Below are 23,405 nucleotides of genomic sequence, written 5' to 3' on the forward strand. Positions count from 1 at the left end.
ATAGCCCGGCGCGATGACCGCCGTTGTACCCGCCGTTGTACCCGCCGTTGTACCCGCCGTTGTACCGCTGGGGCGCAGCCGATTGCGCGGCAAGCCGGGCCGCGAGCGCCGGGCCGTGCGCTTCACGCGGCAACGGGCAATCGGACGGCGGCATCGCCCTCGATGTGATCGCGCATCATCGCGCCCAGACGGTCGGCAAGCGCCCGGTTCTCACCGGTCTGCTTGAGCAGCACCAGCGGCACGCTGGGCAGGACGGGCAGGCCGGCTTCGCGGGCGTCGAGCGCCCGCACGGTGGCCGGCAGGCCATACGGCGTGCGCACGTTGATGCCCAGGCCGGCGGCCGTGGCGGCCCAGAGCCCGCTCAGGCTGGGGCTGGTGAAGACCAGGCGCCACGGAATGCGCGCGCGGTCCAGCGCCGCGGCCGCGCTCTGCGTGAACAGGCAGGGACGATCGAAGGCGATCAGAGGCAAAGGCTCGTCGCGATCGGCGCGCCAGCGATTGGCGGCCGAACCCACCCAGGTCATGCGCGGGCGCGCGATGACTTCGCGCATGCCTTCCTGCGCCGCGGGATCCGCGCGGCTCCTGGATCCGTCCAGGTCCGTGGTGTCCCAGAGCAAGGCCAGGTCCAGCTGGCCGGCGTCGAAGCGTTCCTGCAATTCCGTATTGCGGGCCACCCGGGCTTCGATGCGGGCCTTGGGGTGGGCGCGGGCGAACCGGCCCAGCAACTGCGGCAGCATGGTTTCGCCAAAGTCTTCCTGCAGTCCCAGGCGGATCCAGCCCGCCATGTCCAAGCCCCGCGTGGCGACGGCGGCTTCGTCGTTCAGGCCCACCAGCCGGCGCGCGTAGTCGAGCATGACTTCGCCGGCATCGGTCAGCGCCAGGCCGCGTCCCGACTTGCGGAACAGCGGCGCGCCAGCCTGCTCTTCCAGTTTGCGGATCTGCGCGCTCACGGCGGATGTGGAACGGCCGACGCGGTCGGCCGCCTTCGCGAAGCTGCCCAGTTCCACGCCGATGACCAGGGTGCGCAAGGCGGCGATGTCGAGGTTGATCTGCATGGCGGTCATCCTGTTTTATCGAATCGATACGCAAATATTATGCGATTTTCAGAACGGTCGAAAGCCGTCAGACTGGCGCCATTCCTTCTTTCCAACAGGTGCCGCGATGATTTCCGCAATTGCAATGAAGCGCGCCATGCCCGCGACCGCGGCGGCGCGGAACGCCGCCTCATCCGCCGCCGAATGGCAGCCGGCCGGCAGGCGTCCTGCCCGGCGTCACGCCTCTCCGGCCGGGACCGCCCGTCCCGGCCCGGTGCTCGACCGCGGGCACCGCTGGAAAGTGCTGGCCGCCGGCGTGGTCGCCAATGTCAGCTTTTCCGCCGCGGCGGCGGGCATCCCCACCACGGCGATCTGGCTGCGGTCCGGCTATCGCCTGGACGACGCGGCGCTGGGCGTGGCGCTGGGCGCCGTGGGCCTGGGCGTTGCGATGACCGAGCTGCCCTGGGGCGTGGCCACCGATCGCTGGGGCGACCGTCCGGTGCTGCTCACCGGCTTGTCGATTACCGCCGCGGCGCTGCTGGCGATGGCGGTTTTCATGGTGCCGTCCGCGGCCTACGTGCCCGCCTTCCATTGGCTGCTGGCGGCGATGGCGCTGGTCGGGCTGGCGGGCGGCAGCGTGAACGGGTCGAGCGGGCGCGCCATCATGCGCTGGTTCCGGGAAGGCGAGCGCGGGCTGGCGATGAGCATCCGGCAGACGGCAGTGCCGATGGGCGGCGGGCTGGGCGCCTTGCTGCTGCCGTGGCTGGCCTCCACCGCCGGCTTCCGGGCGGTGTACGGCGTGCTGGCCGCGATGTGCGCGGTATCGCTGCTGCTGGCGTGGCGCTGGCTTTTCGACCCGGATGACGACGAAGCCGGTCAGCCGGCCGCGGCTGCGTCCGCGACGCCCGCGTCTTCGCCATCGTCCGGGCCGCTGCATGACCCGACGATCTGGCGCATGGTTCTGGCGATCGGCCTGCTGTGCGCGCCGCAGTTCGCCGTGCTGACGTTCGCCACGGTGTTTCTGCACGATTTCGCCGGCGTGGGCATCGTCGGCACCACGGTGGCGATGGCGTCGGTACAGCTGGGCGCGATGATCTTCCGCGTGTGGAGCGGCCGCTATACCGATGTGCACGGCAACCGGCGCGGCTACGTGCGGGCCGTGGTGTTGATCGCGGTGGCGGCGTTCGCCGGCCTGACGCTGGCGACGGCGTGGCAGGCGCCCGCCGTGTGGCTGATTGCCGCCATCGTCGCCGCCGGCGTTGCCGTGTCGGCCTGGCATGGCGTCGCCTATACCGAACTGGCAACCTTGGCGGGGCCCGCGCGCGCCGGCACCGCGCTGGGCATGTGCAACACGCTGGTGTACGGCAGCCTGTTCCTTGCGCCGTTGTCCATCCCGCACATCCTGGCGGCCAGCTCCTGGACCGGTGTGTGGCTGTTGGCGGGCGTGGTGTCCCTGCTGACTTGGCCCATGTTCCCCAGGGCGCGGCGCGTCCCGGCGCAGGCGGGCAAGGCCGGACGCTGACACCCGGGGGCGGCGCCGGCCCGCCGCCGCTGCCGCGCCTGAATCGCGGTCCGGCGCGCCCGGAGGGAAGGGATTCCGATACGGGAGCGCCGCTTCGCCTTACTTGTTCGCTGCCAGCCCCAGCTTGCGCACGATGTCCGCTTCCAGCGCATATTGTCTGGCGGCGTAGTCGGCGTAGTCCTTGCCGTTCATGTAGACCAGCTCCTGGCCGTATTGCGTCAGCACCTGCCTGAAGGCATCGGACTCCGCCACCTGCCTGAAGGTGTCATGCAGCCTGGCGACAACGTCAGCGGGCATGCCCTTGGGCCCGGCGATGCCGAATGGCGCGTTGGCCGGCGGGGTGCCGTCCAGCTCCTTCAGGGTGGGCGTATCGGGATATTGGGCGCTGCGATGCTCGCCCCATGTCACCAGCATGCGCATCTTGCCCGCCTGCACCAGCGGCTGCACGGTGGTGGAGCCCGCGTAGGCGGCGACCTGCTTGCCCATGACGGCGGTGAGCACGTCGGATTCGCCCTTGTAGGGGATATGCCGCCACGTCACCCCATTGCGGGCCGCGATGTCTTCCATCATCACGTTCGAGGCGCTGCCCACGCTGGCGGTGCCGTAGGTGATTTCGTTGGGATGCGCCTTGGCGTAGCCGATGAAATCGGCCCAGGTCTTGAACGGCGAATCCGCCGGCACCGCCACGCCCAGCGTGTAGCCGCTGAGCATCATGATGTAGGTGAAGTCATGGACCGGGTCGTAGCCCATGTCCTGTATGTGCGGCATGCGGAAGACCGGGCTGGGCAGGATGGCGAGCATGTAGCCGTCCGGACGGCCGGTCTTGATGGCGCGGGCGCCAAGCGTTGCGCCTGCGCCGCCGCGGTTCTCGATGACGATGGACTGCCCCAGCCTGGGCGCGGCCAGCTCGGCGAACTTGCGCACGACGATGTCGGTGGAGCCGCCGGCCTGGTACGGCACGACGATATGGATGGGGTAGGCCGGATAGGCGTCGGCGGCGCGCGAGGGCGGCGCCACGGCCGCCAGCGCGCTCAGCGCGGCAAGCAGGAGAAGACGGGAAAGTTTCATCGGCGGCTCCTGGGCTTCAGATGGCGGACCAGCTCTGCGCCAGCGCGCGCTGGAAGTTGCCGCCCAACACGCCCATGATCTGCGTATCGCCCAGGCCCGCGGCGTGCAGCGCGTGCGTGAAGGCCGGGAATTGCGCGGGCGTCGGCGTTTCGACCGGATAGCGCGCTTCCATCACGTCGCCGAAGGCGTTGGAGAAGTCGCCGCCGGACGCCGCGTATTTCGTGCGCGACATCACCATGACGTGGCGCACGGCCTCATAGGTATCGACCGACGGAAAATCGGTGCCTATGCCCACGTGCTCATAGCCGACCAATTGGCCGATGTGCCGGACGTTGGCGACGAAATCTTCCAGCAGGGGCTGGCGGCGCGGGTCGCCGCGCCAGTTCAGGTAGGCGTGGATGCTGCAGCCGATGACGCCGCCCGTTTCCGCCACCGCCTTGAGCACGGCGTCCGACTTGTTGCGGGGCCGTTGAATGACGGCATTGGCATTGGCGTGGGTCAGGAATACCGGCTTGCTGCTGTGGCGCGCGGCGTCCAGGCAGGTCTGCTCGGCGCAATGGCTCAGGTCCACTGCGATGCCGACGCGGTTCATCTCCGCGACCATGCGCACGCCCAGGTCGCTCAACCCGGCATTGCGCTTTTCCAGGCAGCCGTCGGCCAGCAGGTTGGCTTCGTTGTACGTGAGCTGGATCACGCGTATGCCCAGCGTATGGAAGAGCGCGACGCGGTCGAGCTGATCTCCCAGCGGTTTGCCGTTCTGCCACCCCATGATCAGACCGAGCTTGCCTTCGCGCTTGGCCCGCGCGATGTCATCTGCGCGCTCGACCAGCAGCCATGGCGAACCGGGCTCGGCGCAGCGCTGCCGCCATGTCATGGCGTCCTTCAGTGCCTGCTCGAAATCCGCTCCCATGTCGGTGACCGTGAGATTGATGGCGCTGACGCCGCCGGCGAGCATGTCGCGGGCGCTGCCGTCGCTGAAGAAAACCAGCCCGTCGACGATGACGGACTTGCGGTGCAGTTCGGTGATGCGATCCATCGGTTGCTACCCCTTGCCTTGACGTTGTCTGAATGCGTGGCGCCGCTATGCGGCGAAACGGTCGAAGCGGAAAGCGTGCATGTCCGCGCGCGGTGCGCGGTGCTGTATCAGCGCCGCCATGGCCTCGCCCACCGCCGGCCCGATGCCGAAGCCGTGCCCGGAAAAGCCCGACGCCAGGAACAGGCCCGGCGTGCCCGGCACTTCATCCATCACCGGCAGCGCGTCGGGCGTGACGTCGATATAGCCGGCCCACGATTGGGCAATGCTGGCGCCCTGAAAAACCGGAAAGGCCTGGACCAGGCGCTGCCAGGCCTGTTCCACGCCGCGGCGCGACGGCGAGGGATCCAGCACGCGGTGCCGCTCGAAGGGCGAGGGCCGGTCGGCGGGGAAACGGCGCGGCAGGGCCAGTTCCTGGAAGAACCGTTTGCCCAGGCGCAGCCGCACGAAGGTGTTGTTCGCCAGCCAGGGGCGCAGGAAGTGGCGCATCAGGCGGAAGCTGTCGGGCACCAGGTCGGCCATGGATGAGCCGAACTGGGACACCGTGTATCCGCCGTCGGCCCGCTTGCGGCAGGTGAAATCCTTGCCGTTGACGGTCACGTGCAGGCCGGCGTCGAACGGCGCGGTGCGCAGGACCGAGCCGCGTACTTTCAGCTGCGGGAATTCCGCGCCCAGGTTGCCGCAGAACAGGCGCGACCAGGCGCCGGCGGCAACGAGCACGGCCTGGGCTTGCACCCGCCCGCGTTCCGTTATCACCGCGGCGACACGGCCGGCCGCCCGCTCGATGCCCCGCACCGCGCAATGCTCGAAGATCTGCCCGCCTGCCGCGCGCGTCAGCGCCGCGATGCCTCGGGTGGCAAGCTGCGGCTCGGCCACGCCGTCGCTCGCGCTGAACAGGCCTCCGCTCCACGCGCGCCGGGACGCCGGGAGATACGGGAGCGCCGCCTGGCGCCCGAGCAGTTGCGCATCCACCCCATAAACCCGGGCCTTGCCAACCCAGGCCTCGTGCGCCGCGGCGTCGGCGTCGTTTTCCTGCAGGTACAGGATGCCCGTGCGCCGAAAGCCGACGTCGGTTTCGGCCTGGATCTCGCCCCACAACTGGTTGGCGCGGATGGCGAGCGGCACTTCGGGCAGGTCCCGCGTCAGCGTGCGGACCCATCCCCAGTTGCGGGACGACTGCTCGCACGCCAGCGTGCCTTTCTCGAAGACGGCGACGCGCATTCCCGCCCTGGCCAGACGCCAGGCGGTGGCCACGCCCACGATGCCGCCCCCGATGATGGCGACGTCGACGGCGGCCGGCAGGGGCAGCGCCGCGCCGGCCAAGGCAGGGGAAGGCGCGGTGGAATGAGGCAACGCGGAAGAAGACAACGACGTCTCGCTACTGTTTTTAGTGTTATCGCTATGCGATAATTAGATCCGTATAGCGATAGTTATAGCGCTGCCGCCCGCGCGCAACAACGTGCGGATTTCCCTAATCGTTCGTCCCCGGCGAAACAGGCCCGTCGCGGACCATGTGCCCGCGGCCTGCAGGAGAAGCCATGCCCGACGCGTCCGCGCTGATGATCCAGTCGCTGGAAAAGGGGCTTGCCGTGCTGGAAAGCTTTCGCGATCACGCGACCTTGAGCCTGCAGGAGATCGCGCAGGAGAACGGCATCACGATGGGATCGGCGCAGCGGGTCGCGCATACGCTGGAACAGACGGGCTACCTGCGCAAGGACCCGCGCAGCAAGCGTTACAGCGTCACGGTAAAGGCCGTGGGCCTGGGATACAGCTACCTGTATCGCCAGCCATTGTTCCAGCACGCCCATGCCGTCATGCACCAGGTCAACCAGGAGTGCGGCGAAATCGTGAACCTGTCGGTGCCGGACGCCGAGGACAACATGGTGTTCGTCATGCGCGTCGCCCCGGCCAGGCATATCCCGGTCTATATGCCGGCCGGCACCCGCATCCCGTGTTTCGCTTCCGCATCGGGACGCGCCTTGTGGACGCATCTGCCGCCGGCCGAGCTGGAGCGCAAGCTGCGTTCGGTGGCGCGGCGCAAGCACACGCCGCACACGACCACGGACGCCGAGGCCCTGCGCGCGCTCATCGAGCAGGCGCGCCGTGATCGCTATGCGTATGCGGATGAGGAGTTCTATCCGGGGGACGTGAACGTCGCCGCGACCGTGCTGGACGCGCAGGGAGAACCGGTCGCCGCCGTCAATATTTCGGTGCCCAAGCCGCGCTGGTCGCTGGCGCGCGCCCGGCAGGAGCTGGGACCGCTGGTGATCCGCGCGGCCCGCGCCATCGGCCAGCATGCATGAGGGCAGGGGCCGGCTTATCGCCCGGCCTGGGGAGCCGGGCGGCCGGAGGGCGGCCGCCCGATCCGGCGGACCGGTCTATCGCCCGCCCCCGGCGGCATGGGACACGTATTGCGCCAAGGCGCGAATGTCGGCATCGCTGAGCGTGTCGTAGGCGGGCATCCCGCCCAGGCCCTTGCGCAGGACGGCCTCCACCCGCGCGGCCGTCGGCTTGACCTCGTCCAGCGACGGACCGATCGCGCCGAACGCATCGGCATCGGCCAGGGTATGGCAGACCGCGCAGGGCGGCGTCGCGGCTTCCTTGAAGAGCAGCAGGCCGCGCGCCGTCTCCGCGCCGGTGGCGTCGGCCTGCGCCGCGACGGCGGGCAGCGCCGGCGTCACGGCAGACAGCGCAATCGCCAGCATACGCATCGGCGCACGCAACGCCGCAGGGACCGGAACGGTCATCATGCGGGTACCTTGATTTTCAGGGCGTGGTCGCGCCAGCTGTTGTTGGAATAGCCGGCCTCGTTGTCGTTGCGGTTCTCCACCTGTACCGCGCCGCGCACGTCCGTGGCGCGGCTGACGAAGGTGTAGTCGCCCGGCCGCAGATCGACCGGCAGCGCGAACTGCCGCCAGGCATAGCGTCCCAGGTCCGGTCCCACGAAAAACGCCGTCTTCCAATTCTGGCCGCCGTCGATGGACACCTCGACCAGCTTCACCGCATTCATGCCGCCGAAGGCCACGCCGCGGATCACATAGCGGCCGGCGGGCAGGGTGCCCTCGCTTTCGAATCCATTGATCCAGGACTTCGGCTCCATCTGCCACACCGCGGGCTGATCCGGCGTTTCCTTCGCCCCCACCGGCGCGATGCGGTAGCGCGTGTTCTGGATGGCCGCGGGCGTCTGTTCCGGCGTGAACGCCAGGCGCTTCAGATACTTGACGTTGTTGACGCCGGAATAGCCGGGGACGATCAGCCGCAAGGGGCCGCCGTGCGCCAGCGGAATCGGCTCGCCGTTCAGCTCCCACGCCAGCATCGCGTCCTGCATGGCCTCCAGCGGCACCGAGCGCTCCACCATCACCGTGTTGGCGTCGATGCCGGCTGGCAGCGTCTCGCCGCCGCGTCCGGTCATGTAGCGCGCGCCCGCCGCCGGCCCGCCCAGCGCATCGACCAGTTGCCGTACCGGCAGGCCGCTCCACATCACGCAGCCGGCCGCGCCCACGTTCCAGGGCGTCCCGGTGGGCTTGTGCGGAAAGAATTTGCGTCCGTTGCCGCTGCATTGCAGGACCATGGCGATGGTCGCCACGTCCATCGTCTTGAGCTCGCCCAAGGTGATGCTGCGCGGCCGCATGACGCCTTCGACGTTGACGGACCAGGCGTCGCGGTCATTCAGGATCGAAGGGTCGGGCGGCGAGATGTTGTTGCGCACGTAGAGCTGCGACGTTGGCGTGATGACCCCGTCGCCAAAGGCCGTGCGGCGGGTTTCGATCGTGTTGGGCGTGTGGACGATGAGGTCGTCGGCCTTTTTCCAGGCTGTGTAGGCGGGCAGGGGCTTGGATGGCGGCGTCGGGTTGGCGACCGCTTCCTGGGGCTTGGCGCCTGCCGCCGCGGGCGGCGCCTCCGGCGGGGACGACGGCGGCGTGTCCGCCGCGTGCGCGGCGCGTCCCATGAGTATCGAGGATGCGAGGGCGCCAGCGGCCCCGGCAGTGCCGGCAAGCAGCCGGCGACGGTTTTCGTTGAGCTGCGACGATCGGCTCATATCCGTCTCCCCCGCCGCGCGGCCGCGGGACCGTGGATCCGGCGCCGACGCGTGTATCCGTTGTCTGGCCGTCGTCGTTCCCGCAGGAAGCGTTGACGGGCGCCCGCGTTCGGGCATTGGGGGCATTGTGTGCCTTCCGGTGTGCGCTGCCTAGCGGAAAGTCGGCGCAATCCGCTCTAGACCGGACGGAGTAGGTCATCAGGACGAAGCCGCGTCCCGCGTCGCGGGAACGCCCGGCTCGCCCAGATCCCAATACAGCCCCGTCATTGCCCGCAAACCTTCGCGCAACAACGCCGGCGGCAGGTGTTCGTTGGGCGCATGCTGCGAGCAGGCGGGATACGAGTGAGGGACCCAGATGGTGCGAAGCCCGAGCACTTCCGTGAAGATGTCATTGGGCAGCGAGCCGCCCAGGTTCGGCAGGATGGCGGGCTTTTTGCCGGTCGTCTTCGCCAGCGAGGCGACGGCCCAGCGCACCCAGGGATCCGCCGGGTCCAGCCGGGTTGCCTTGAACATGGTTTCGCGTGTCAGCGACAGTTGCACCATGGGGAAACCGTGGCGGTCCAGATGGCGTCGCAGCGCGGGCAGCAATGCGTCGGGATCCACGCCCACCACGAAACGCAGCTGGCAGCGCGCCCAGGCCCGGGGCGGGATGGCGTTGACCGGCGTTTCGGGATTGCCCGTCTTGAAGGCCAGCACCTCGAAATTGCACCAGCCGTACACCTGCTCGGCCGGCGTCAGCCCCGGCTCGCCCCAGTCCGGGTCGATGGCGGGGCCGTCCGCGCCGCCGTCCACTTCGCAATCGGCCAGCACTTCCCGCACCGGGGCCGGGATCTCCTTCGGCACCCATGCGGGAATGCGGATCTGCCCGGTCGGGGAAACGATGCTGGCGATGGCGTGGGCGAGCTGGATGCCGGGGTTGGACAGCAGCCCGCCCCAGTTGCCGGAATGGTGGCCGCCTTCGCGCGCCTCGATCGTCATGTCGAAATTCAGGCCGCCGCGCGCGCCCAGAAAAATCGTCGGACGGTCCGCACGCAGACGCGGGCCGTCCGAAGCGATCAGCAGGTCGGCGGCGAACAGGCCGCGGTGCGCCTCGCACAGTTCGCGCAGGCCCGGCGAGCCGGTTTCCTCGCCCATTTCGACCAGGTACTTGGCATTGAAACCGAGCCTGCCGCGCGTCTCCAGCACCGTGCGCAGGGCCTCCATGTTCACCGTGTGCTGGCCTTTGTTGTCGGCGATGCCGCGGCCGTACCAGCGGCCTTGGGCTTCGGTCAGCCTCCATGGCGACAGCCCTTCATGCCATTCGGCGTCCAGTCCCCGGATCACGTCGCCGTGGCCGTAACCGAGCACCGTGGGCAGCGCCGGATCCTCGATCCGTTCCGCGTACAAAAAAGGCGCCCGTGCCTTGGGATGCGCCAGGATGCGGCAGGCGAATCCCATCGCTTCGAATGCCGGCTGCAATTCCGTCCCCAGGTATGCCGCCAGTTCGCCCGCGCGATCCGGATTCTGGCTTTCCGTCGGGATGGCGATGCGGCGGGCCAGCCGTTCGCGGAAGGCCCCGGATTCGAAGAAATGGTCGGCACGGGCTACTGCGTCGGCGCGCGTCATGGTGTCCCTCTCGGTCGTGGCGGAGCTGACGGTATAACACCAGCGCCGCCCGGCGCGCGACCGCCGGCTCAGGCTTCGAGCACGGTGGCGAACCCGCCGTAGATCATGCGCTTGCCGTCGAAGGGCATCGGGGCGCGATCGGGGGACAGGCGGGGGTCTTCCATCGCCGCCTTCATGCCCCGGTCGCGCACTTCGCGCGACGGCCACGCTATCCAGGCGAACACGACCGCTTCGCCCGGCTCACGCTTCACCGCCATGGGAAAGGACGTGATCTTGCCTTCCGGCACGTCGTCTTCCCAGCACTCCACCACCTTCAGCGCGCCGTGTTCCTTGAATACCGCCGCGGCCGCCTCGGCATGCCTGATATAGGCCTCGCGGTTTTCGCGCGGCACGGCGGCCACGAATCCATCTACGTAAGTCATCGTTCTATCCTCCTGTCGGGATGGCGCGGCGCGCCCCGTGCGCGCCGCCGTCCCGCCCTGTCGACGACCGGCATGCGCCAGGATCGACATGGCGCGGGCGCGCCGCCGTCATTGCGCCTTTTCATTCCGCATCGCGCAAGGGGACATTCCGCCATGGGCACACCTGCGAAGGTAGGATAGCGATGCGGCGTGCAACCGCGCCGCGGGCGGCATCGCGCATCGCGATGCCGCCCATGCCGCTTCCCGAAGGACATCCATGACCGGCAACCCATCCCCCGCGGCTGCGGCCGCACCGCTCAGCGACGCGGCCGTCGAATCCCTGCGCGCCCGCACGCCGGGTACGCGCACGACGGTCCACTTCAATCACGCGGGCGCCTCGCTGCCGTCTGCCGACACCCTGGACGCCGTGCGCGCCCACCTGCTGCTGGAGGCCGAACGCGGGCCCATCGAAGCGGCGTCGATGGCGATGGAGCAGGCGGAGCAGGCCCGTGCGCTGGGGGCCGCGCTCTTCAATGCCGAGCCGTCCGAGGTCGCGCTGACCACGGGCAATTCGGCCGGCTGGGGCAGCGCCTTTGCCGCGCTTGGCCCGTGGAAGCCGGGCGACCGCATCCTGGTGGGCCGGCACGAATGGGGCGGCAACGTGGCGGCGATGCGCTTGCTCGCCGGCGGCGCCGGCGCCAGCATCGAAGTCATCCCTTCGGACGACGCCGGCACGGTCGATCCGGACGCGCTGCAAGCCATGATCGACGACCGCGTGCGCCTGATATCGGTGACCTGGCTGCCGGCCAATGGCGGATTGATCAATCCTGCGGCCCGGGTGGGCGAGGTGGCGCGCCGCCACGGTATTCCCTACTTCATCGATGCCGCGCAGGCGGCCGGCCAATTGCCCATCGACGTGCGCGCCCTCGGCTGCGACGTGCTTGCCGCGGTGGGACGCAAGGCCTTGCGCGCACCGCGCGGCACGGGGCTGCTATACGTACGCCGGGATTTCCTGCCGCGCCTGACGCCCGCGATGCTGGACGCGCATTCCGCCCCGCTGGATGGGCGCGGCGAACCGGCCATGCTCGAGAGCGCCGCGCGCTTCGAACCGGCCGAACGTTCCTATGCCTTGCTGTGCGGTCTTGCCAGCGCGCTGCGCCAGGCCCTGGATATCGGCATCGACGCCATCCGCGCCCGCGTCGACCGCAATGCGAGCGTCTTGCGCGAGGAGCTGGCCGGCATTCCGGGCGTGCGCGTGCTGGACCAGGGACGCGAGCGGTCGGGCCTGGTGTCCTTCGCCATCGAAGGCATGGACGCCGGCGCGGTTGCCGCGGCGCTGGGGCGGCAAGGCATTTCGATCGGCAGCAACGGCGTGCGCTACACGCCGTTCGATATGCTGGCGCGCGGTCTGACGGATATCGCGCGGGCGTCGGTCAGCTACCTGACCACCGATGCGGAAATCGGCCGCCTGACCGAGGCCGTGCGGAAACTGGCCGCCGGCTACATGCCCATCGACAGGAATCCGCCGTCCACGGGCAAGGTGACGCCGGTGACGTAGCTGCCGGCGCGCGACGCCAGGTAGACTGCCGCGCCGGCCAGCTCGTCGAGTTCGCCGAAACGTCCCATGGGGATGCGCGACAAGGCCCGCGTCTTGCGGGCTTCGGTCATCGCGCCGCGGTTCAGGTCGGTCAGGAAGAAGCCCGGCGCGATCGCGTTGACGCGGACGCCGCGCGGCGCCCACTCGGCGGCCAGCGATTCGGTCATCGCGCGTACGCCGTGCTTGCTGACGCAGTAAGGGCCGTTGCGCGGAAAGCCGCGAAACGACGCCATGGACGCAATGTTGATGATGACGCCCTCGCCGCGCGCGGCCATCGGCGCGCCGAAGCGCGTGCATGCGAACCACACGCTTTTCACGTTGGTGTCCATCAGGCGGTCGTAGTCGGCTTCGTCGAAGTTTTCCGCATCGTTCAACGTCATCACGCCCTGCGCGTTGACCAGTATGTGCGGCGTATCGCCCGCCGCATCGAGTTGCGCCGCCAGGCTTTCCAGCGCGCCGATATCCGTGGCATCCAGCGCAAAGGCGCGCGACTGCCGGCCCAGCGCGCGGATGCCGTCGCCCGTTTCGTTCAGCTTGTCGCCGCGCCGTCCGGCGACGTGCACATCGGCGCCCGCCCGCGCCAGTCCCATCGCGATGGCGCGCCCGATGCCGCTGCCGCCGCCGATGACCAGCGCCTGGCGGCCCGACAGGGTGAAGAGTTCTTCATGTGTCATGCCTGCTCCTTGGTGGAAGATGAAGCGTCAGGGCGTGGCGCCCGTGTCCTGTGCGTAGCCCAGCCGCTCGGACAGTTGCCGGCTGCAGCGCTGCAGCGGCCCGCGAACGGCCTGCAGCTTCTGATGCGTCATGCGATGGCGCGGCCCGACCACGCACATGGATCCGATGACTTGGCCGCTGTAGCAGAAGACCGGCATGGCGATGCAGCGCAGCCCTTCGTGCTGCTCGGCGTCGTCGATGGCATAGCCGGCCGTACGGATGCGCCGCAGCTCCGCTTCGAAAGCCTCGCGCGTGGTGATGGTCTTGGCGGTGTGGGCGACCATCGTGGTGCGCGCCAGGACCGCGCGGATTTCCGCGTCGGGCAGCCAGGCGGCGATGGCCTTGCCCACCGCGGTGCAATAGATCGGCCGTTCGGCGCCCACGTTCTGCACCACGCGCACGGGTCCGTCCGCTTCGCGCTTCGCGGCAATGGTAACGACGCCGTCCATCCATGCCGCCACGCTGGTGCCTTCGTCGGTTTCGGCCGTCAGCGTTTCGAGGATCGGCTGCGCGATCTCGCCCAGCTGCTCGACGCTCCACTTCTGCCCCGTCATGCGGTGCAGCTTGGGCGTCAGCGCATAGCCGCGCGTGGTCCCATCCTGGCGCAGATAGCCCAGCGCGACGAGCGTGCGCAGCAGATGATGCGCGGTGCTGCGATGCAGGCCCAGGCGGCGCGCCGCATCGGCCAGCGTCATCGGACCCGTGGCCGCCGCAATCATCTCCAATGCGGCCAGGCCGCGTTCCAGGGAACGATGCGTGACATTCGCAACGGATGCGCCGGCGGCGGGGTCGTGTTTCATAGTATCGAACAGTGTTTGATGCCACGTTTCAGCGCCTAGAATGGCAGCACCAGAGACCGCGCGCAAGCGGCAGGAAGGGCACGAGAAGTCCTGGCGGCACATCGGGCACACGAGGAGACGAATGATGACGATCCGGATCAGGCGGTTCGCGCGCCGGCACGCGCGCGCCATCGGTGTCGCGCTTGGGTTGCTGGCGTTATGCGGAGCGCCGGCGGCGCAGGCGCAGAAAACCTATACGCTGCGGCTGAACCACGTACTCGGTCCCAAGGAACCTTTTCATGAGGGCTTCCTGGAATGGGCGAAAGCCGTCGAAAAGCGTACCCAGGGCGGCCTGAAAATCCAGGTCTTCCATAGCGCCCAGCTGGGCGTGGAGGAAGACATCATCGAGCAGATGCGGCAAGGCGCCGCCATCGGCCAGAACACCGATGCCGCGCGGCTGGGCAACTATGTGCCCGGCATCGCCGTCATGAACGGCCCTTATTTCGTGGAGACGCTGGACGAAGTCGCGCGCCTGCGCGAGTCGCCCACGGTCGCGAAATGGACGGACGAACTCGCGTCCCGGCATGGCCTGAAAGTGGTGTGCTTCGATTGGGTGCAGGGCTATCGGCACTTCTTCACCAACCGGCCGGTGCGCAAGCCGGCCGACCTGGAGGGCGAGCGCGTCCGCACGCCGCCGGCGCCTATCTGGCAGGAATCCATACGGTCGCTCGGCGCGTCGCCCGTGGCGCTGGCATTCGGCGAGATGTACCCCGCCCTGCAACAGAAGGCCATCGACGGCGTGGAGCTGGTCTACAACAATATTCCCGGCGGACGCTTCTACGAAGTGCTGAAGTTCGCCAATGAAACCCGGCACATCATGCTGCTGAACTTCGAGGTGGTCAGCGCCAGGTTTTTCGACAGCCTGCCCGCCGATTACCAGAAGGCGCTTGTGGAGGAATGCAGCAATGTCGGCATCCGCACGTCCAAACGCGTCCTCGAACTCGAGGATGGCGTGCGGGAGCAATTGCGCAAGCGGGGCATGACGATTGTTCAGGACGTCGATATCGCCGCCTTTCGCAAGGCGGGCGAGCAGGCCTATCGGGCCTTGAACCTGATGGACGCGCGCCGCGCCGTGTACGCGGATATCGGCAAGAACTAGGCGCGCCGGGCGGCGCCAACGGAAACGCCGCCCGCGCGGCGCCGTGGCGGCAAAGCGGACGGCGCAACCGGCGGGGGAGCACGACATGACGCGATTTCTGCTGCATCTGCGGCGCGCCGAGGCGCTGGCGGCCGCGACTTTCCTGGTGGCGATGGTGCTGCTGATTTTCGCGGGCGGCATTGCCCGCCTGATGCATCATCCCTTGAACTGGACCACCGACGTCGCAACCTGCCTGTTCGCGTGGGCCTGTTTCCTGTGCGCCGATATCGCCTGGCGCAACGACAGCCTGATGTCCATCGATCTCGTCACGCGCGCCTTGCCCACGCGCTTGCGCGCCGCCTGCGCCACGTTCAACTATGTGGTCATCGTCGCGTTCCTGGTTTATGTCGCCGCGATGGGGGGCTGGCTGTCGTGGATCAGCCGGGCGCGAAGCTTCCAGGGCATGCCAGGCGTCAGCTATTCCTGGGTCACATTGAGCATGCCGGTGGGCGCGGTGCTGCTGCTGATCACGACCTGGCAGAAAGTGCGCGCCTCGCGCGGCGCGGCCGTTGCGCCGGCACGGACGGAGGAAACGCCGTGCTGATCGTCACCATGGCCTTCCTGGTCCTGCTCGCTACCGGCATGCCCGTGGCGTTCGCCATCGGCATCGCGGGCGCCCTGTTCTTTGCCGGCAACCCCGACCTGCCGGCAACCATCCCGATCCAGCTGACGGTATCGCAGACGCAGAACTTCGCGCTGCTTGCGGTGCCGCTGTTCATCATGGCCGGCAATTTCATGAACCAGTCCGGCATTACGCGGCGCCTGCTGGCCCTGGCCGCGGTCCTGACCGGAAGGCTGCGCGGCGGGCTGGCCCAGGTGTCGGTGGTGTTGTCCGGGCTCATGGGCGGCGTGTCGGGCTCGTGCATCGCCGATGCCGCCATGCAGGCGCGCATGCTGGGCCCGGAAATGCAGGCGCGCGGCTTCTCCAAGGGCTACGCCGCCGGCATTTTCTCGTTCGGCTCGCTGCTCACCCCGATCATTCCGCCGGGCATCGGCATGATCCTGTACGGGACCGTCGGGCAGGTTTCCATCGGCCGGCTGTTCGCCGCCGGCTTCGTGCCGGCCTTCCTGCTGTGGATCGGGCTGGCGCTGACGATCTCCTTGACGGCGCGGCATCGCGGCTACGGGGCCGAACGCGCGCGCCGCGCCTCGCTGCGCGAAATTGCCGGCGCGGCTCGGGCGGGCCTGTGGGCGCTGCTTTTTCCCGTCTTTCTGCTGCTGGGATTGCGGGCCGGCGTTTTCACCCCATCCGAGATCGGCGCGTTTGCCGTGGTGTACGCCGTGATGGTGGGGGTATTCGCGTACCGCCAGCTGGGCCGGGCGGGGTTCAGGGAAGCGCTGGAGGGCAGCCTGAGCGACGTCGGGGCCGTCATGTTCCTGCTGGCGCTGTCGGGCATCTTCAGCTACGGCATCGTGTACGACCAGGTGCCGGATACGATTTCCGGCGCCATACTCGGCGCGACGCGCAACGCCGACCTGGTCATGCTGTTCATCGTGCTGTTCGTGCTGGCGGCCGGCTGCTTCATCGACGGCGCGGTGCTGATCATCATGCTCACGCCCATCTTCCTGCCGCTGGTGACCGAGCTGGGCGTGGATCCGGTGCACTTCGGCATCGTCTTCATCGTCGCGGCCACCATCGGCAATTTCACGCCGCCGGTGGGCGCGGCCATGTATGCCGTGTGCTCGATCCTGCGCTGCCCCATCGGCCTCTATACGCGCGAATCCTGGCCCTTCCTGCTGGTTGTCTGTCTGATAGCGGCGGGGCTGATCTTCATTCCCGGGCTGGTGCTGTGGCTGCCGGACCTGCTGTTCGGCCCCACGTAAAGGCCGTGGGACGCCGCCGTCCGGCGGCTCGCAGCGGCAGGCCAGGCGCGGCGGGCGGCGCCGCGGGCCGGGCCGGCGGTCTCCTTGCCATCCGTGGGGGATCGCCCTAGTATCCAGGACAGATCAACCGACGGCGCCGCGACGACGGGCCGCAATCCCACGGAGACTCACCCCATGAAACGCGACGCGCTGCTGGCCGGCGTGCTGGCATGCGGCCTGTTGGCCGCTACTCCCGCCATCACCCATGCGCAGACGGAACCCGTCTTTCCCAAGGTCATGACGATGGTCGTGCCCTTCCCGCCGGGCGGCAGCAATGACGTCTTTGCGCGCGTGCTGGCCGACAGGTTGTCGGCGCGGCTGCATAACTCCGTGATCGTGGAGAACCGCCCCGGTGCGGGCGGCGCGATCGGCGCCGACTACGTCGCCCGCGCGCCCAAGGACGGCTCCGTGCTGATGTTGACGTCCTCGACGTTCGCGACGAACGCGGCGGTGCAGCCCAAACTTCAGTACGACGTGGTCAAGGACTTCACGCCCGTGGCGATGCTGGCCTCCAGCCCCATGGCCATCACCGTGGGCAAATCGTCCCGCTACGACAGCCTGCGCACCTTGCTCGACGAGGCCGGCAGGCAGCCGGGCAAGCTGACCTATGGCAGCGCGGGCATCGGGTCGGTCAATCAGATGGCCAGCGAGATTCTGGCCGGGATGGCGAAGGTGTCTTTCACGCACGTGCCGTACAAGGGCATGTCGCCCGCCATGAACGATCTGTCGGCGGGGCGGCTGGACTTCATCGTTGCCAGCTTTGCTTCGCTTTCCTCCATGCTGAAGAGCGACCGCGTGCGCGTGCTGGCCGTGACATCGCCCGAACGATCGCCTTTCTATCCCGATCTCGCGACGGTTGGCGCCACGGTTCCCGGCTACGCGGTGGAGCTGTGGTGGGGCGTGCTCGGTCCGGCCGGCCTGCCGGACGCGATGGTGGGGAAGCTGAATGCCGAAATCCGCTCGGTCGTTGCGGAACCGAAGATGCGTGACATGTTCGCCCAGGAAAGCGCGGTGCCGGCAGACATGTCGGCGTCCCAGTTCGGCGACCTGGTCAAACGCGACGCCGCCACGTGGAAACAGGTGGCGCAGGAGCGGCATATTTCCATCGAGTAGCGGCCTCGTCTGCCGTGGCGCTGCCGCCGACATGCGGCGTGGAGGACGTGAACAGCGCCCGGCGGACGGCACGGACCTTGCGCCGCCGCGCCGAGCGCCGCGCCGGCGCCTGGCCTTGCCCGCGCCAGGCGGCGCGGCGGCAGGGGAAGTCCATGCAGATCCATGCTAAGCGCCGCCGTCCACCGTCCCGCGGGCGCGCGACCGCAATCCGATTGCCGCTGATCGGTATCGCCATGCTCTGGCTGGCGCTGGCCCTGACGGGCTGCGCCATCAGCCCGCGCATCGGATTGGACGACCGGGCGCGCATCGCCGGCAAAACCTATGTGGTGACCGGCGCGTCCAGCGGCTTCGGCCGCGGCGTCGCGCTCGAACTGGGCGGGCAGGGCGCCAACGTGGTGCTGGCCGCGCGCCGGCAGGACGTGTTGAACGAAGTGGCGGATGAGGTGCGCGCGCGCGGCGGCGCGGCCTTGGTGGTGCCCACGGATGTGGGCCGGTTCGAAGATATCGCGCATCTGGCGGACGCCGCCGTGGCGCGCTTCGGCCGCATCGATGTCTGGATCAACAACGCCGGCGTCGTGGCGCTGGGCCGCTTCGAGGATATCCCGGTGCAGGATCACGCGAGGCTGGTCCAGACCAACCTGATGGGCGTGATCTACGGCAGCCACGTGGCGATGCAGCGGTTTCGCGCACAGGGGCGCGGCACGCTGGTCAACATATCTTCGATGGAAGCCGTGGTGCCGTTGGCGTATCACGCGTCCTATGCGGCCAGCAAGGCCGCCATCTTCAGTCTCGGCCGTGCGCTGCATGAGGAACTGCGGCTGAGCGGGCAGCGGGATATCCAGGTGGCGACGGTGTTGCCGTGGGCGGCCGATACGCCGATCCTGCAGCACGCGGCCAACTATACGAACCGCGAGCCGACGCTGGTATCGATGGACGATGCCCAGGTCGTGGTCGATGCCATCGTCTGGATATCCGTGCATCCGCAGGAAACGCTGCCGGTGGGCTGGAAGGCGCGCAGCACCTATGTGATGCATCACCTGCTGCCCGGCGCCACCGAGCGCATCGCCGCGGGCATGGAACACGACAAGCAGATCGAGCGGGCGCCGCCGGCGTCCACGACGCAGGGCGCGCTCTATCGGCCGCTGCAGCAGGGCACCGGCGTCGAGAGCGGCGAACCGGCCCGCTAGAAACCCAAGGCCACGGCCAGGCCACCCGCGGCAAGGCCAATGACCACCACGCCGAAGAAGACCGTCGCCAGTTCCCGCGCGCGGAAGGCGCGCGCCAGCATGGCCAGCGAGGGCAGGCTGATGGGCGGCAGGGTCATGAGCAGCGCGGCGGCGGGCCCGGCCGCCATGCCCAGCGACAGCATGGCCTGGACGATGGGGACCTCGCCCGCCGTGGGGATGACGAACAATGCGCCGGCCACCGCCAGGGCGGCGATCCACCAAAGGTGGTTGTCCACGTCCGGGGAGACGTGCGGAAACAGCCATGCCCGGGCGGCGCCCAGCAGCAGCACCAGGACGATGTATTCCGGAATCAGCCGCAGCGTCATGCCTGCCAGGATGGCCAGCCAGCGCTTGAACGGATGGTCCGCCGCGCCCGTATCGGCGACGCCGCTCCCGCTTGCCGTCGCGGATGCAAGCGCCTGCATCGTTTCGGCGTCCACGCCGCGCCCGCCGCCGGCGCCAATGCGATTGACCAGCCATCCCAGGCCGAACACCATCACGACGCCCAACCCCAGGCGCAGCGCCGACCAGTGCCAGCCCAGCACGAAGCCCATGAAAACCAGCGTCGCCGGGTTCAGCACGGAATTCCCGAGCCAGAACGCGATCGCGCTGCCGGGCGCCGCCTGGCACTTGCGCAGGCCCGCGACGACGGGGGCGGCGCAGCAGGTGCACATCATGCCGGGCAGCGCCATCAGGCCGCCAGCCACCACGCTACCCAGTCCCGTGCCGCCCAGGGCGCGCACGATCCAGCCGCGGGGAATCAAGGCCTGGACCGCGGAGCCCAGCAGCAGACCGAGCACCATGGCTTGCCAGATGGCCTTGCCGTAGGCGATGGCGTAGCCGATCGCGGCGTCGAATGACGGCGGCGGCGCGCTATCGGCCCCGCCCATCAGGATGGACGATCCGATGGAGTGATTGGCCGCGGCGGCCCAGGCGCGGTTGTAATAGGGCAGCCATTTCACGTAGAACAGGCCGGCGATGGCGATCAGCAGAAAAACGGCGATGCCCAGCGCCGGGCTGGCGGGGCGTCGTGAAGCAAGCGCGGGTTTCATGATGCGGAGATGTGGAGTACGACGCGGCGTAGACGCCGCGGCGGCGCCATTTTACGGCGAAGGATTATGATTACTGCCGCGACCCGCAACGCCCCATGAATCTGCCGTTTCCCATCCGCGAAGAATGCCCGCCCGGCGCCTGTGTATGCGACCGCGAACGCCTGTTGAGCGATCCGCGTGCGGACGTGCGCATTCTCAAACTGACCAAGTTCGAGGAAAAGCGGCTGATCGCCCGCATCGAAAGCGTGCGCGACTACGCGGACCTGAAGCATGTGGAAAGCCGTCTTCACGAGCAACTGGGCATACGCCTGCATATCGTGCCCAGCGCCAACGAAGTCCGCACGGTTCGCGGGTTCAACATCCACCTTGACGCGTGCCCAGGCCTGTGCCGCCTGACGCGCAAAAGCATTCCCGCGGCAGTGCGGCGCTGCCTGGAGGCACGGCCCGACATCGCCTACGACATTTTGAACGCGCACGATCTGCTGCGCGATGCCTAGGGCCGGTCGTCACGCATTGGAGCGTTGAAAAGACCGCGCTGCAGGACTACGTCGGGCCCCGCAGGGCATCCGCAGCGATCAGGGCCGTGGGCTGGCCGCCCGGCTGGATCTCCGCAGCTCTCTTCGCGGACACCCACATCTTGCTGGAGCGGTCGCGCAGCATCTCCAGCGTTTTGTCGCGGAACGACACGGCCTTCTGCCGGGCGGCTCGGCGTTCCAGCCAGCCGAAGGTACATCGCGCCCAGTACTTGATATCGAAGTGCCGGGTGCCCAGACCGTCGATGATCACGAGATGCAGGCGCCCGTCGTCCTTGGATCGGCGGACGACGAAATTGTCGAGGCCGCGATCGGCCAGCATGACGCCGTGACGCGCCAGCCATTCCGACGTTTCGTAGATCAAACCCACGGCCTCGATTTCGCTGATCATGCCGCTGCGCACGGCCTGCGGCAGCGTCGGACAGGGCGTACCGTCCGGCTGCAGCATCAGATCGACCACCAGGCCGCGGCCGCGGTTGATCTGCACCCAGCCATGCACGCGCGGCAGGTGCGGACCGGCGATCCCCAGGCGCGCAAGATGCCGGCCGTAGTGGTAGTCGATCTCGTTCTGCGCGCGCTCCTGGTCCGGCTTGGCGACCTTGATGCCCAGCGAAGGATTCGAGGGATGGCGCCAACACTCGCGATCGTGGCCGGAACCGATTTTTTCGGATAGGACAAGGACAGCTTCAGGCGCGGGCCGGGGCCGGTCCAGCGCCCCGTCCAGCGGTAGGGTGCTCATGGTTCATGTTTTCTTGTCATCTTTGTGCAACACATTTGACGGCGATTCAACACCGCTGGCAACCGCTTGTGTCCCATCCGTCGTGCGATGGCAACGCGCGGAGGATTTTTCGTTCAGTCGGATGTCAGGAATGGTCGCGGCGCGGCATCACCTGCGCCGCGGCTTCCCAGCCAAATACGCTGCGTCCGCCGTATACGGGCGAGTCGCGGCGTTCCTGGGCGACGTAGTCGTCCAGCGCGGGGCCGCGCGCCGACCGTTCCAGCAGCCTCGCCTGGCGGTCCAGGCGGCGCAGGGCATCCAGCTTTTCTTCGTTGCCCAGTCTGGCCTGTCCGACTGCCGCTTTCATGACGGCAATGGTCTGGTCGTACACATCCAGGGGCACAGGATAGGGATGGCGGTCCTTGCCGCCGTGCGCCATGGAGAACCTGGCGGGATCCGTGAATCGGCAGGGCGCGCCATGCACGATCTCCGCAACCAGCGCGAGGGAATGCACCGTGCGCGCGCCAACGCCGGGAACCAGCAGCAATTCCGCGAAATCGCTGGGGCCGCACTCGGTAGCGGCCGCCAGTGCGGCATGCAGCCGCCGCAGATTGACGTCCTTGGCGCGTACGTCGTGATGCGCGGGCATGACGAGGTGCGGCGCGCAAGCATCGGGAGACCCTGACCCGGCGGCCAGGTCCGACGCCGCCACGTCCGTGCTGGCGGCCGGCCGCGGTGACGCCACGGCCAGCGGGGCGGGCTCGAACAGGGACAATTGCGCGGGCGCCGTTGCCACGGCACACTCGGCGGCCCGCGATGCGGCTCGTCCGGGCCGCGTCGATGCGGCCCCAGCCGATTTCGGCGATTTCGCCGATTTCGCCGAATTCGCCGAATTCGCCGATTGGGCCGTTTGCGCCGATGCGGCGGGCCGCGTCGCAGAGCTCCCGCCGGACTGCGCCGCCTGCGCGGCGCGCGCCAGCGCGGCTGCTTCCGCCACGATGAAGTCCGCCCCGCGGCCATTCAGCAGTTCCAGTTGTCCCGCACGCGAGGCCGCGGCCCGCGGGTCCGTCAGGTTGACGATCTCGCCCTGGTTCGGCCCGTCGATCGCCGTGTGCGGCGCCTCCACGAAGCTGCGCAGGTCTTCCGATAGCCAGTGATAGCGCCGCGCAAGGCGACTGGCGCCGTTCATCCCTTGCTGCACGACCGTCCATTTGCCGTCATCGGTGACGATAAAGCCGTGCAGGTACAGGTCGAAGCCATCCTGCACGGCGGCGCTGTCGACCTTCGCCACCAGCCGGCTCGCCCGCGCCAGCGCGTCGCCGTCCAGGCCCACGCGATCGCCGATGGCGAGCAGCTCCTGCGGCGTTTTGCGGGAGTGGTTGCCTCGCCCGCCGCACACATGGATGCCGAGTTCGTGCGCCATGGGGCCGAGGCCGCGCTTCAACGCGCCGATGACGCTGGTCGTGATGCCGGAGGAATGCCAATCCATTCCCATGACGGCGCCGAACGACTGGAACCAGAAAGGGTGCGCCAGCCGCCGCAGGAATTCGTCGCGGCCGTAATGGTGGACGATGGCCTGCGCGATGACGGCGCCCAGGCGCGTCATGCGCGCGCCCAGCCATGCCGGCACGCGGCCGCCGTGCAGGGGAAGATCGGCGCTGCCGGCGCGCTTCATCGCACCCGGCGCGCCGGCGCCGCCAGATTGTCGGGGAGGGGCGCCATGACGCATGGCAAAACCAGCGCGGCGAACGGCGCCGCCGCGGCGGCAATCAAGGCCTGGGAGTGAACGAGTGAGCGGCTGTTCCGCATCGTGCTGGCGGGGCCGATCAACGCGCGAAGAGGTTGCACGGGCATGGACGAAGTGGCGAGGCAGAGAGAGCTGCCGGCCCATTCTACTCGCGCGGGCCGGG

Annotated in this window: 22 protein-coding genes; 9 read left to right on the plus strand and 13 right to left on the minus strand. The window is 68.7% G+C overall.

What is annotated here, in order from left to right; all coding sequences use genetic code 11:
• Positions 1 to 122: 122 nt before the first annotated feature.
• Positions 123 to 1,064 carry a LysR family transcriptional regulator gene (locus CAL13_RS03770; RefSeq protein WP_198297904.1) on the minus strand — a complete coding sequence of 314 codons (942 nt, stop codon included), beginning with the start codon at positions 1,062 to 1,064 and terminating at the stop codon, positions 123 to 125.
• Positions 1,065 to 1,161: 97 nt separating this feature from the next.
• Between CAL13_RS03770 and CAL13_RS03775 the strand changes: the two genes are divergently transcribed.
• Positions 1,162 to 2,556, plus strand: coding sequence for an MFS transporter (locus tag CAL13_RS03775; protein ID WP_232467758.1), 1,395 nt, complete (start codon positions 1,162 to 1,164; stop codon positions 2,554 to 2,556).
• Positions 2,557 to 2,655: 99 nt separating this feature from the next.
• On the opposite strand, the gene CAL13_RS03780 is transcribed toward CAL13_RS03775, so the two are convergent.
• From CAL13_RS03780 to CAL13_RS03790, 3 genes are read right to left on the minus strand one after another with little or no spacing between them, the layout of a single operon-like run.
• Positions 2,656 to 3,624 carry a tripartite tricarboxylate transporter substrate binding protein gene (locus tag CAL13_RS03780; RefSeq protein WP_086071561.1) on the minus strand — a complete coding sequence of 323 codons (969 nt, stop codon included), beginning with the start codon at positions 3,622 to 3,624 and terminating at the stop codon, positions 2,656 to 2,658.
• A 16-nt stretch (positions 3,625 to 3,640) separates the two neighbouring features.
• Positions 3,641 to 4,660 carry a dipeptidase gene (locus CAL13_RS03785; protein ID WP_086071562.1) on the minus strand — a complete coding sequence of 340 codons (1,020 nt, stop codon included), beginning with the start codon at positions 4,658 to 4,660 and terminating at the stop codon, positions 3,641 to 3,643.
• Between the two features lie 45 nt (positions 4,661 to 4,705).
• Positions 4,706 to 6,025: an NAD(P)/FAD-dependent oxidoreductase gene (locus tag CAL13_RS03790; protein WP_232467759.1), complete on the minus strand. Its 1,320-nt coding sequence runs from the start codon at positions 6,023 to 6,025 to the stop codon at positions 4,706 to 4,708.
• Between the two features lie 170 nt (positions 6,026 to 6,195).
• Between CAL13_RS03790 and CAL13_RS03795 the strand changes: the two genes are divergently transcribed.
• Positions 6,196 to 6,960: an IclR family transcriptional regulator gene (locus CAL13_RS03795; RefSeq protein WP_232467760.1), complete on the plus strand. Its 765-nt coding sequence runs from the start codon at positions 6,196 to 6,198 to the stop codon at positions 6,958 to 6,960.
• Between the two features lie 75 nt (positions 6,961 to 7,035).
• On the opposite strand, the gene sorU is transcribed toward CAL13_RS03795, so the two are convergent.
• The 4 genes from sorU to CAL13_RS03815 all read right to left on the minus strand — a co-directional run bounded on the left by sorU (position 7,036) and on the right by CAL13_RS03815 (position 10,723).
• Complete coding sequence (gene sorU / locus CAL13_RS03800; protein WP_232467761.1) at positions 7,036 to 7,407, minus strand: SorU family sulfite dehydrogenase c-type cytochrome subunit; 372 nt, start codon at positions 7,405 to 7,407, stop codon at positions 7,036 to 7,038.
• Positions 7,404 to 8,696: a SorT family sulfite dehydrogenase catalytic subunit gene (gene sorT, locus CAL13_RS03805; RefSeq protein ID WP_086071564.1), complete on the minus strand. Its 1,293-nt coding sequence runs from the start codon at positions 8,694 to 8,696 to the stop codon at positions 7,404 to 7,406. Before sorT ends, sorU begins: the two co-directional genes overlap by 4 nt.
• A gap of 198 nt (positions 8,697 to 8,894) precedes the next feature.
• Positions 8,895 to 10,301, minus strand: a complete 1,407-nt coding sequence (locus CAL13_RS03810) for a M20 family metallopeptidase (RefSeq protein WP_086071565.1) — start codon at positions 10,299 to 10,301, stop codon at positions 8,895 to 8,897.
• Between the two features lie 68 nt (positions 10,302 to 10,369).
• Complete coding sequence (locus CAL13_RS03815; RefSeq protein WP_086071566.1) at positions 10,370 to 10,723, minus strand: DUF1428 domain-containing protein; 354 nt, start codon at positions 10,721 to 10,723, stop codon at positions 10,370 to 10,372.
• 256 nt (positions 10,724 to 10,979) lie between these two features.
• On the opposite strand from CAL13_RS03815, the gene CAL13_RS03820 reads away from it, so the two are divergent.
• Entirely contained in the window at positions 10,980 to 12,260 is a 1,281-nt protein-coding gene (locus CAL13_RS03820; protein WP_086071567.1) for an aminotransferase class V-fold PLP-dependent enzyme, read from the plus strand.
• On the opposite strand, the gene CAL13_RS03825 is transcribed toward CAL13_RS03820, so the two are convergent.
• Positions 12,203 to 12,973: an SDR family NAD(P)-dependent oxidoreductase gene (locus tag CAL13_RS03825; RefSeq protein ID WP_086056198.1), complete on the minus strand. Its 771-nt coding sequence runs from the start codon at positions 12,971 to 12,973 to the stop codon at positions 12,203 to 12,205. The genes CAL13_RS03820 and CAL13_RS03825 overlap by 58 nt on opposite strands.
• Before the next feature lie 27 nt (positions 12,974 to 13,000).
• Positions 13,001 to 13,813, minus strand: a complete 813-nt coding sequence (locus tag CAL13_RS03830) for an IclR family transcriptional regulator (protein WP_198297905.1) — start codon at positions 13,811 to 13,813, stop codon at positions 13,001 to 13,003.
• 121 nt (positions 13,814 to 13,934) lie between these two features.
• Between CAL13_RS03830 and CAL13_RS03835 the strand changes: the two genes are divergently transcribed.
• From CAL13_RS03835 to CAL13_RS03855, 5 genes are all read left to right on the plus strand, one after another.
• Positions 13,935 to 14,951, plus strand: coding sequence for a C4-dicarboxylate TRAP transporter substrate-binding protein (locus tag CAL13_RS03835; RefSeq protein ID WP_198297906.1), 1,017 nt, complete (start codon positions 13,935 to 13,937; stop codon positions 14,949 to 14,951).
• Positions 14,952 to 15,036: 85 nt separating this feature from the next.
• Positions 15,037 to 15,534: a TRAP transporter small permease gene (locus CAL13_RS03840; RefSeq protein ID WP_086071568.1), complete on the plus strand. Its 498-nt coding sequence runs from the start codon at positions 15,037 to 15,039 to the stop codon at positions 15,532 to 15,534.
• The gene (locus CAL13_RS03845) at positions 15,528 to 16,814 is read left to right on the plus strand and encodes a TRAP transporter large permease (protein WP_086056200.1); all 1,287 of its coding nucleotides are present in this window, start codon (positions 15,528 to 15,530) and stop codon (positions 16,812 to 16,814) included. The genes CAL13_RS03840 and CAL13_RS03845 overlap by 7 nt, the downstream gene beginning before the upstream one ends.
• Before the next feature lie 174 nt (positions 16,815 to 16,988).
• A complete protein-coding gene (locus CAL13_RS03850) occupies positions 16,989 to 17,966 on the plus strand; it encodes a tripartite tricarboxylate transporter substrate binding protein (protein WP_086071569.1) in 978 nt (325 codons plus the stop codon).
• A gap of 152 nt (positions 17,967 to 18,118) precedes the next feature.
• On the plus strand, positions 18,119 to 19,153 hold the full coding sequence (locus tag CAL13_RS03855) for an SDR family NAD(P)-dependent oxidoreductase (protein ID WP_086073509.1): 1,035 nt from the start codon (positions 18,119 to 18,121) through the stop codon (positions 19,151 to 19,153).
• On the opposite strand, the gene CAL13_RS03860 is transcribed toward CAL13_RS03855, so the two are convergent.
• The gene (locus CAL13_RS03860; RefSeq protein WP_086071570.1) at positions 19,150 to 20,244 is read right to left on the minus strand and encodes a permease; all 1,095 of its coding nucleotides are present in this window, start codon (positions 20,242 to 20,244) and stop codon (positions 19,150 to 19,152) included. The two genes, CAL13_RS03855 and CAL13_RS03860, sit on opposite strands and share 4 nt — an antisense overlap.
• Before the next feature lie 95 nt (positions 20,245 to 20,339).
• Here CAL13_RS03860 and CAL13_RS03865 point away from each other — a divergent pair, with 95 nt between their 5' ends.
• Positions 20,340 to 20,741, plus strand: coding sequence for a hypothetical protein (locus tag CAL13_RS03865; protein ID WP_086071571.1), 402 nt, complete (start codon positions 20,340 to 20,342; stop codon positions 20,739 to 20,741).
• A 46-nt stretch (positions 20,742 to 20,787) separates the two neighbouring features.
• Here CAL13_RS03865 and CAL13_RS03870 read toward each other — a convergent pair whose 3' ends face one another.
• Positions 20,788 to 21,516, minus strand: coding sequence for a YrbL family protein (locus tag CAL13_RS03870; RefSeq protein ID WP_086071572.1), 729 nt, complete (start codon positions 21,514 to 21,516; stop codon positions 20,788 to 20,790).
• A 124-nt stretch (positions 21,517 to 21,640) separates the two neighbouring features.
• Entirely contained in the window at positions 21,641 to 23,170 is a 1,530-nt protein-coding gene (locus CAL13_RS03875) for a DUF763 domain-containing protein (protein ID WP_086071573.1), read from the minus strand.
• Between the last annotated feature and the right edge of the window lie 235 nt (positions 23,171 to 23,405).

It is taken from the genome of Bordetella genomosp. 9, from assembly GCF_002119725.1.
In the GTDB taxonomy this organism is placed as follows: Bacteria; Pseudomonadota; Gammaproteobacteria; order Burkholderiales; family Burkholderiaceae_B; genus Bordetella_C.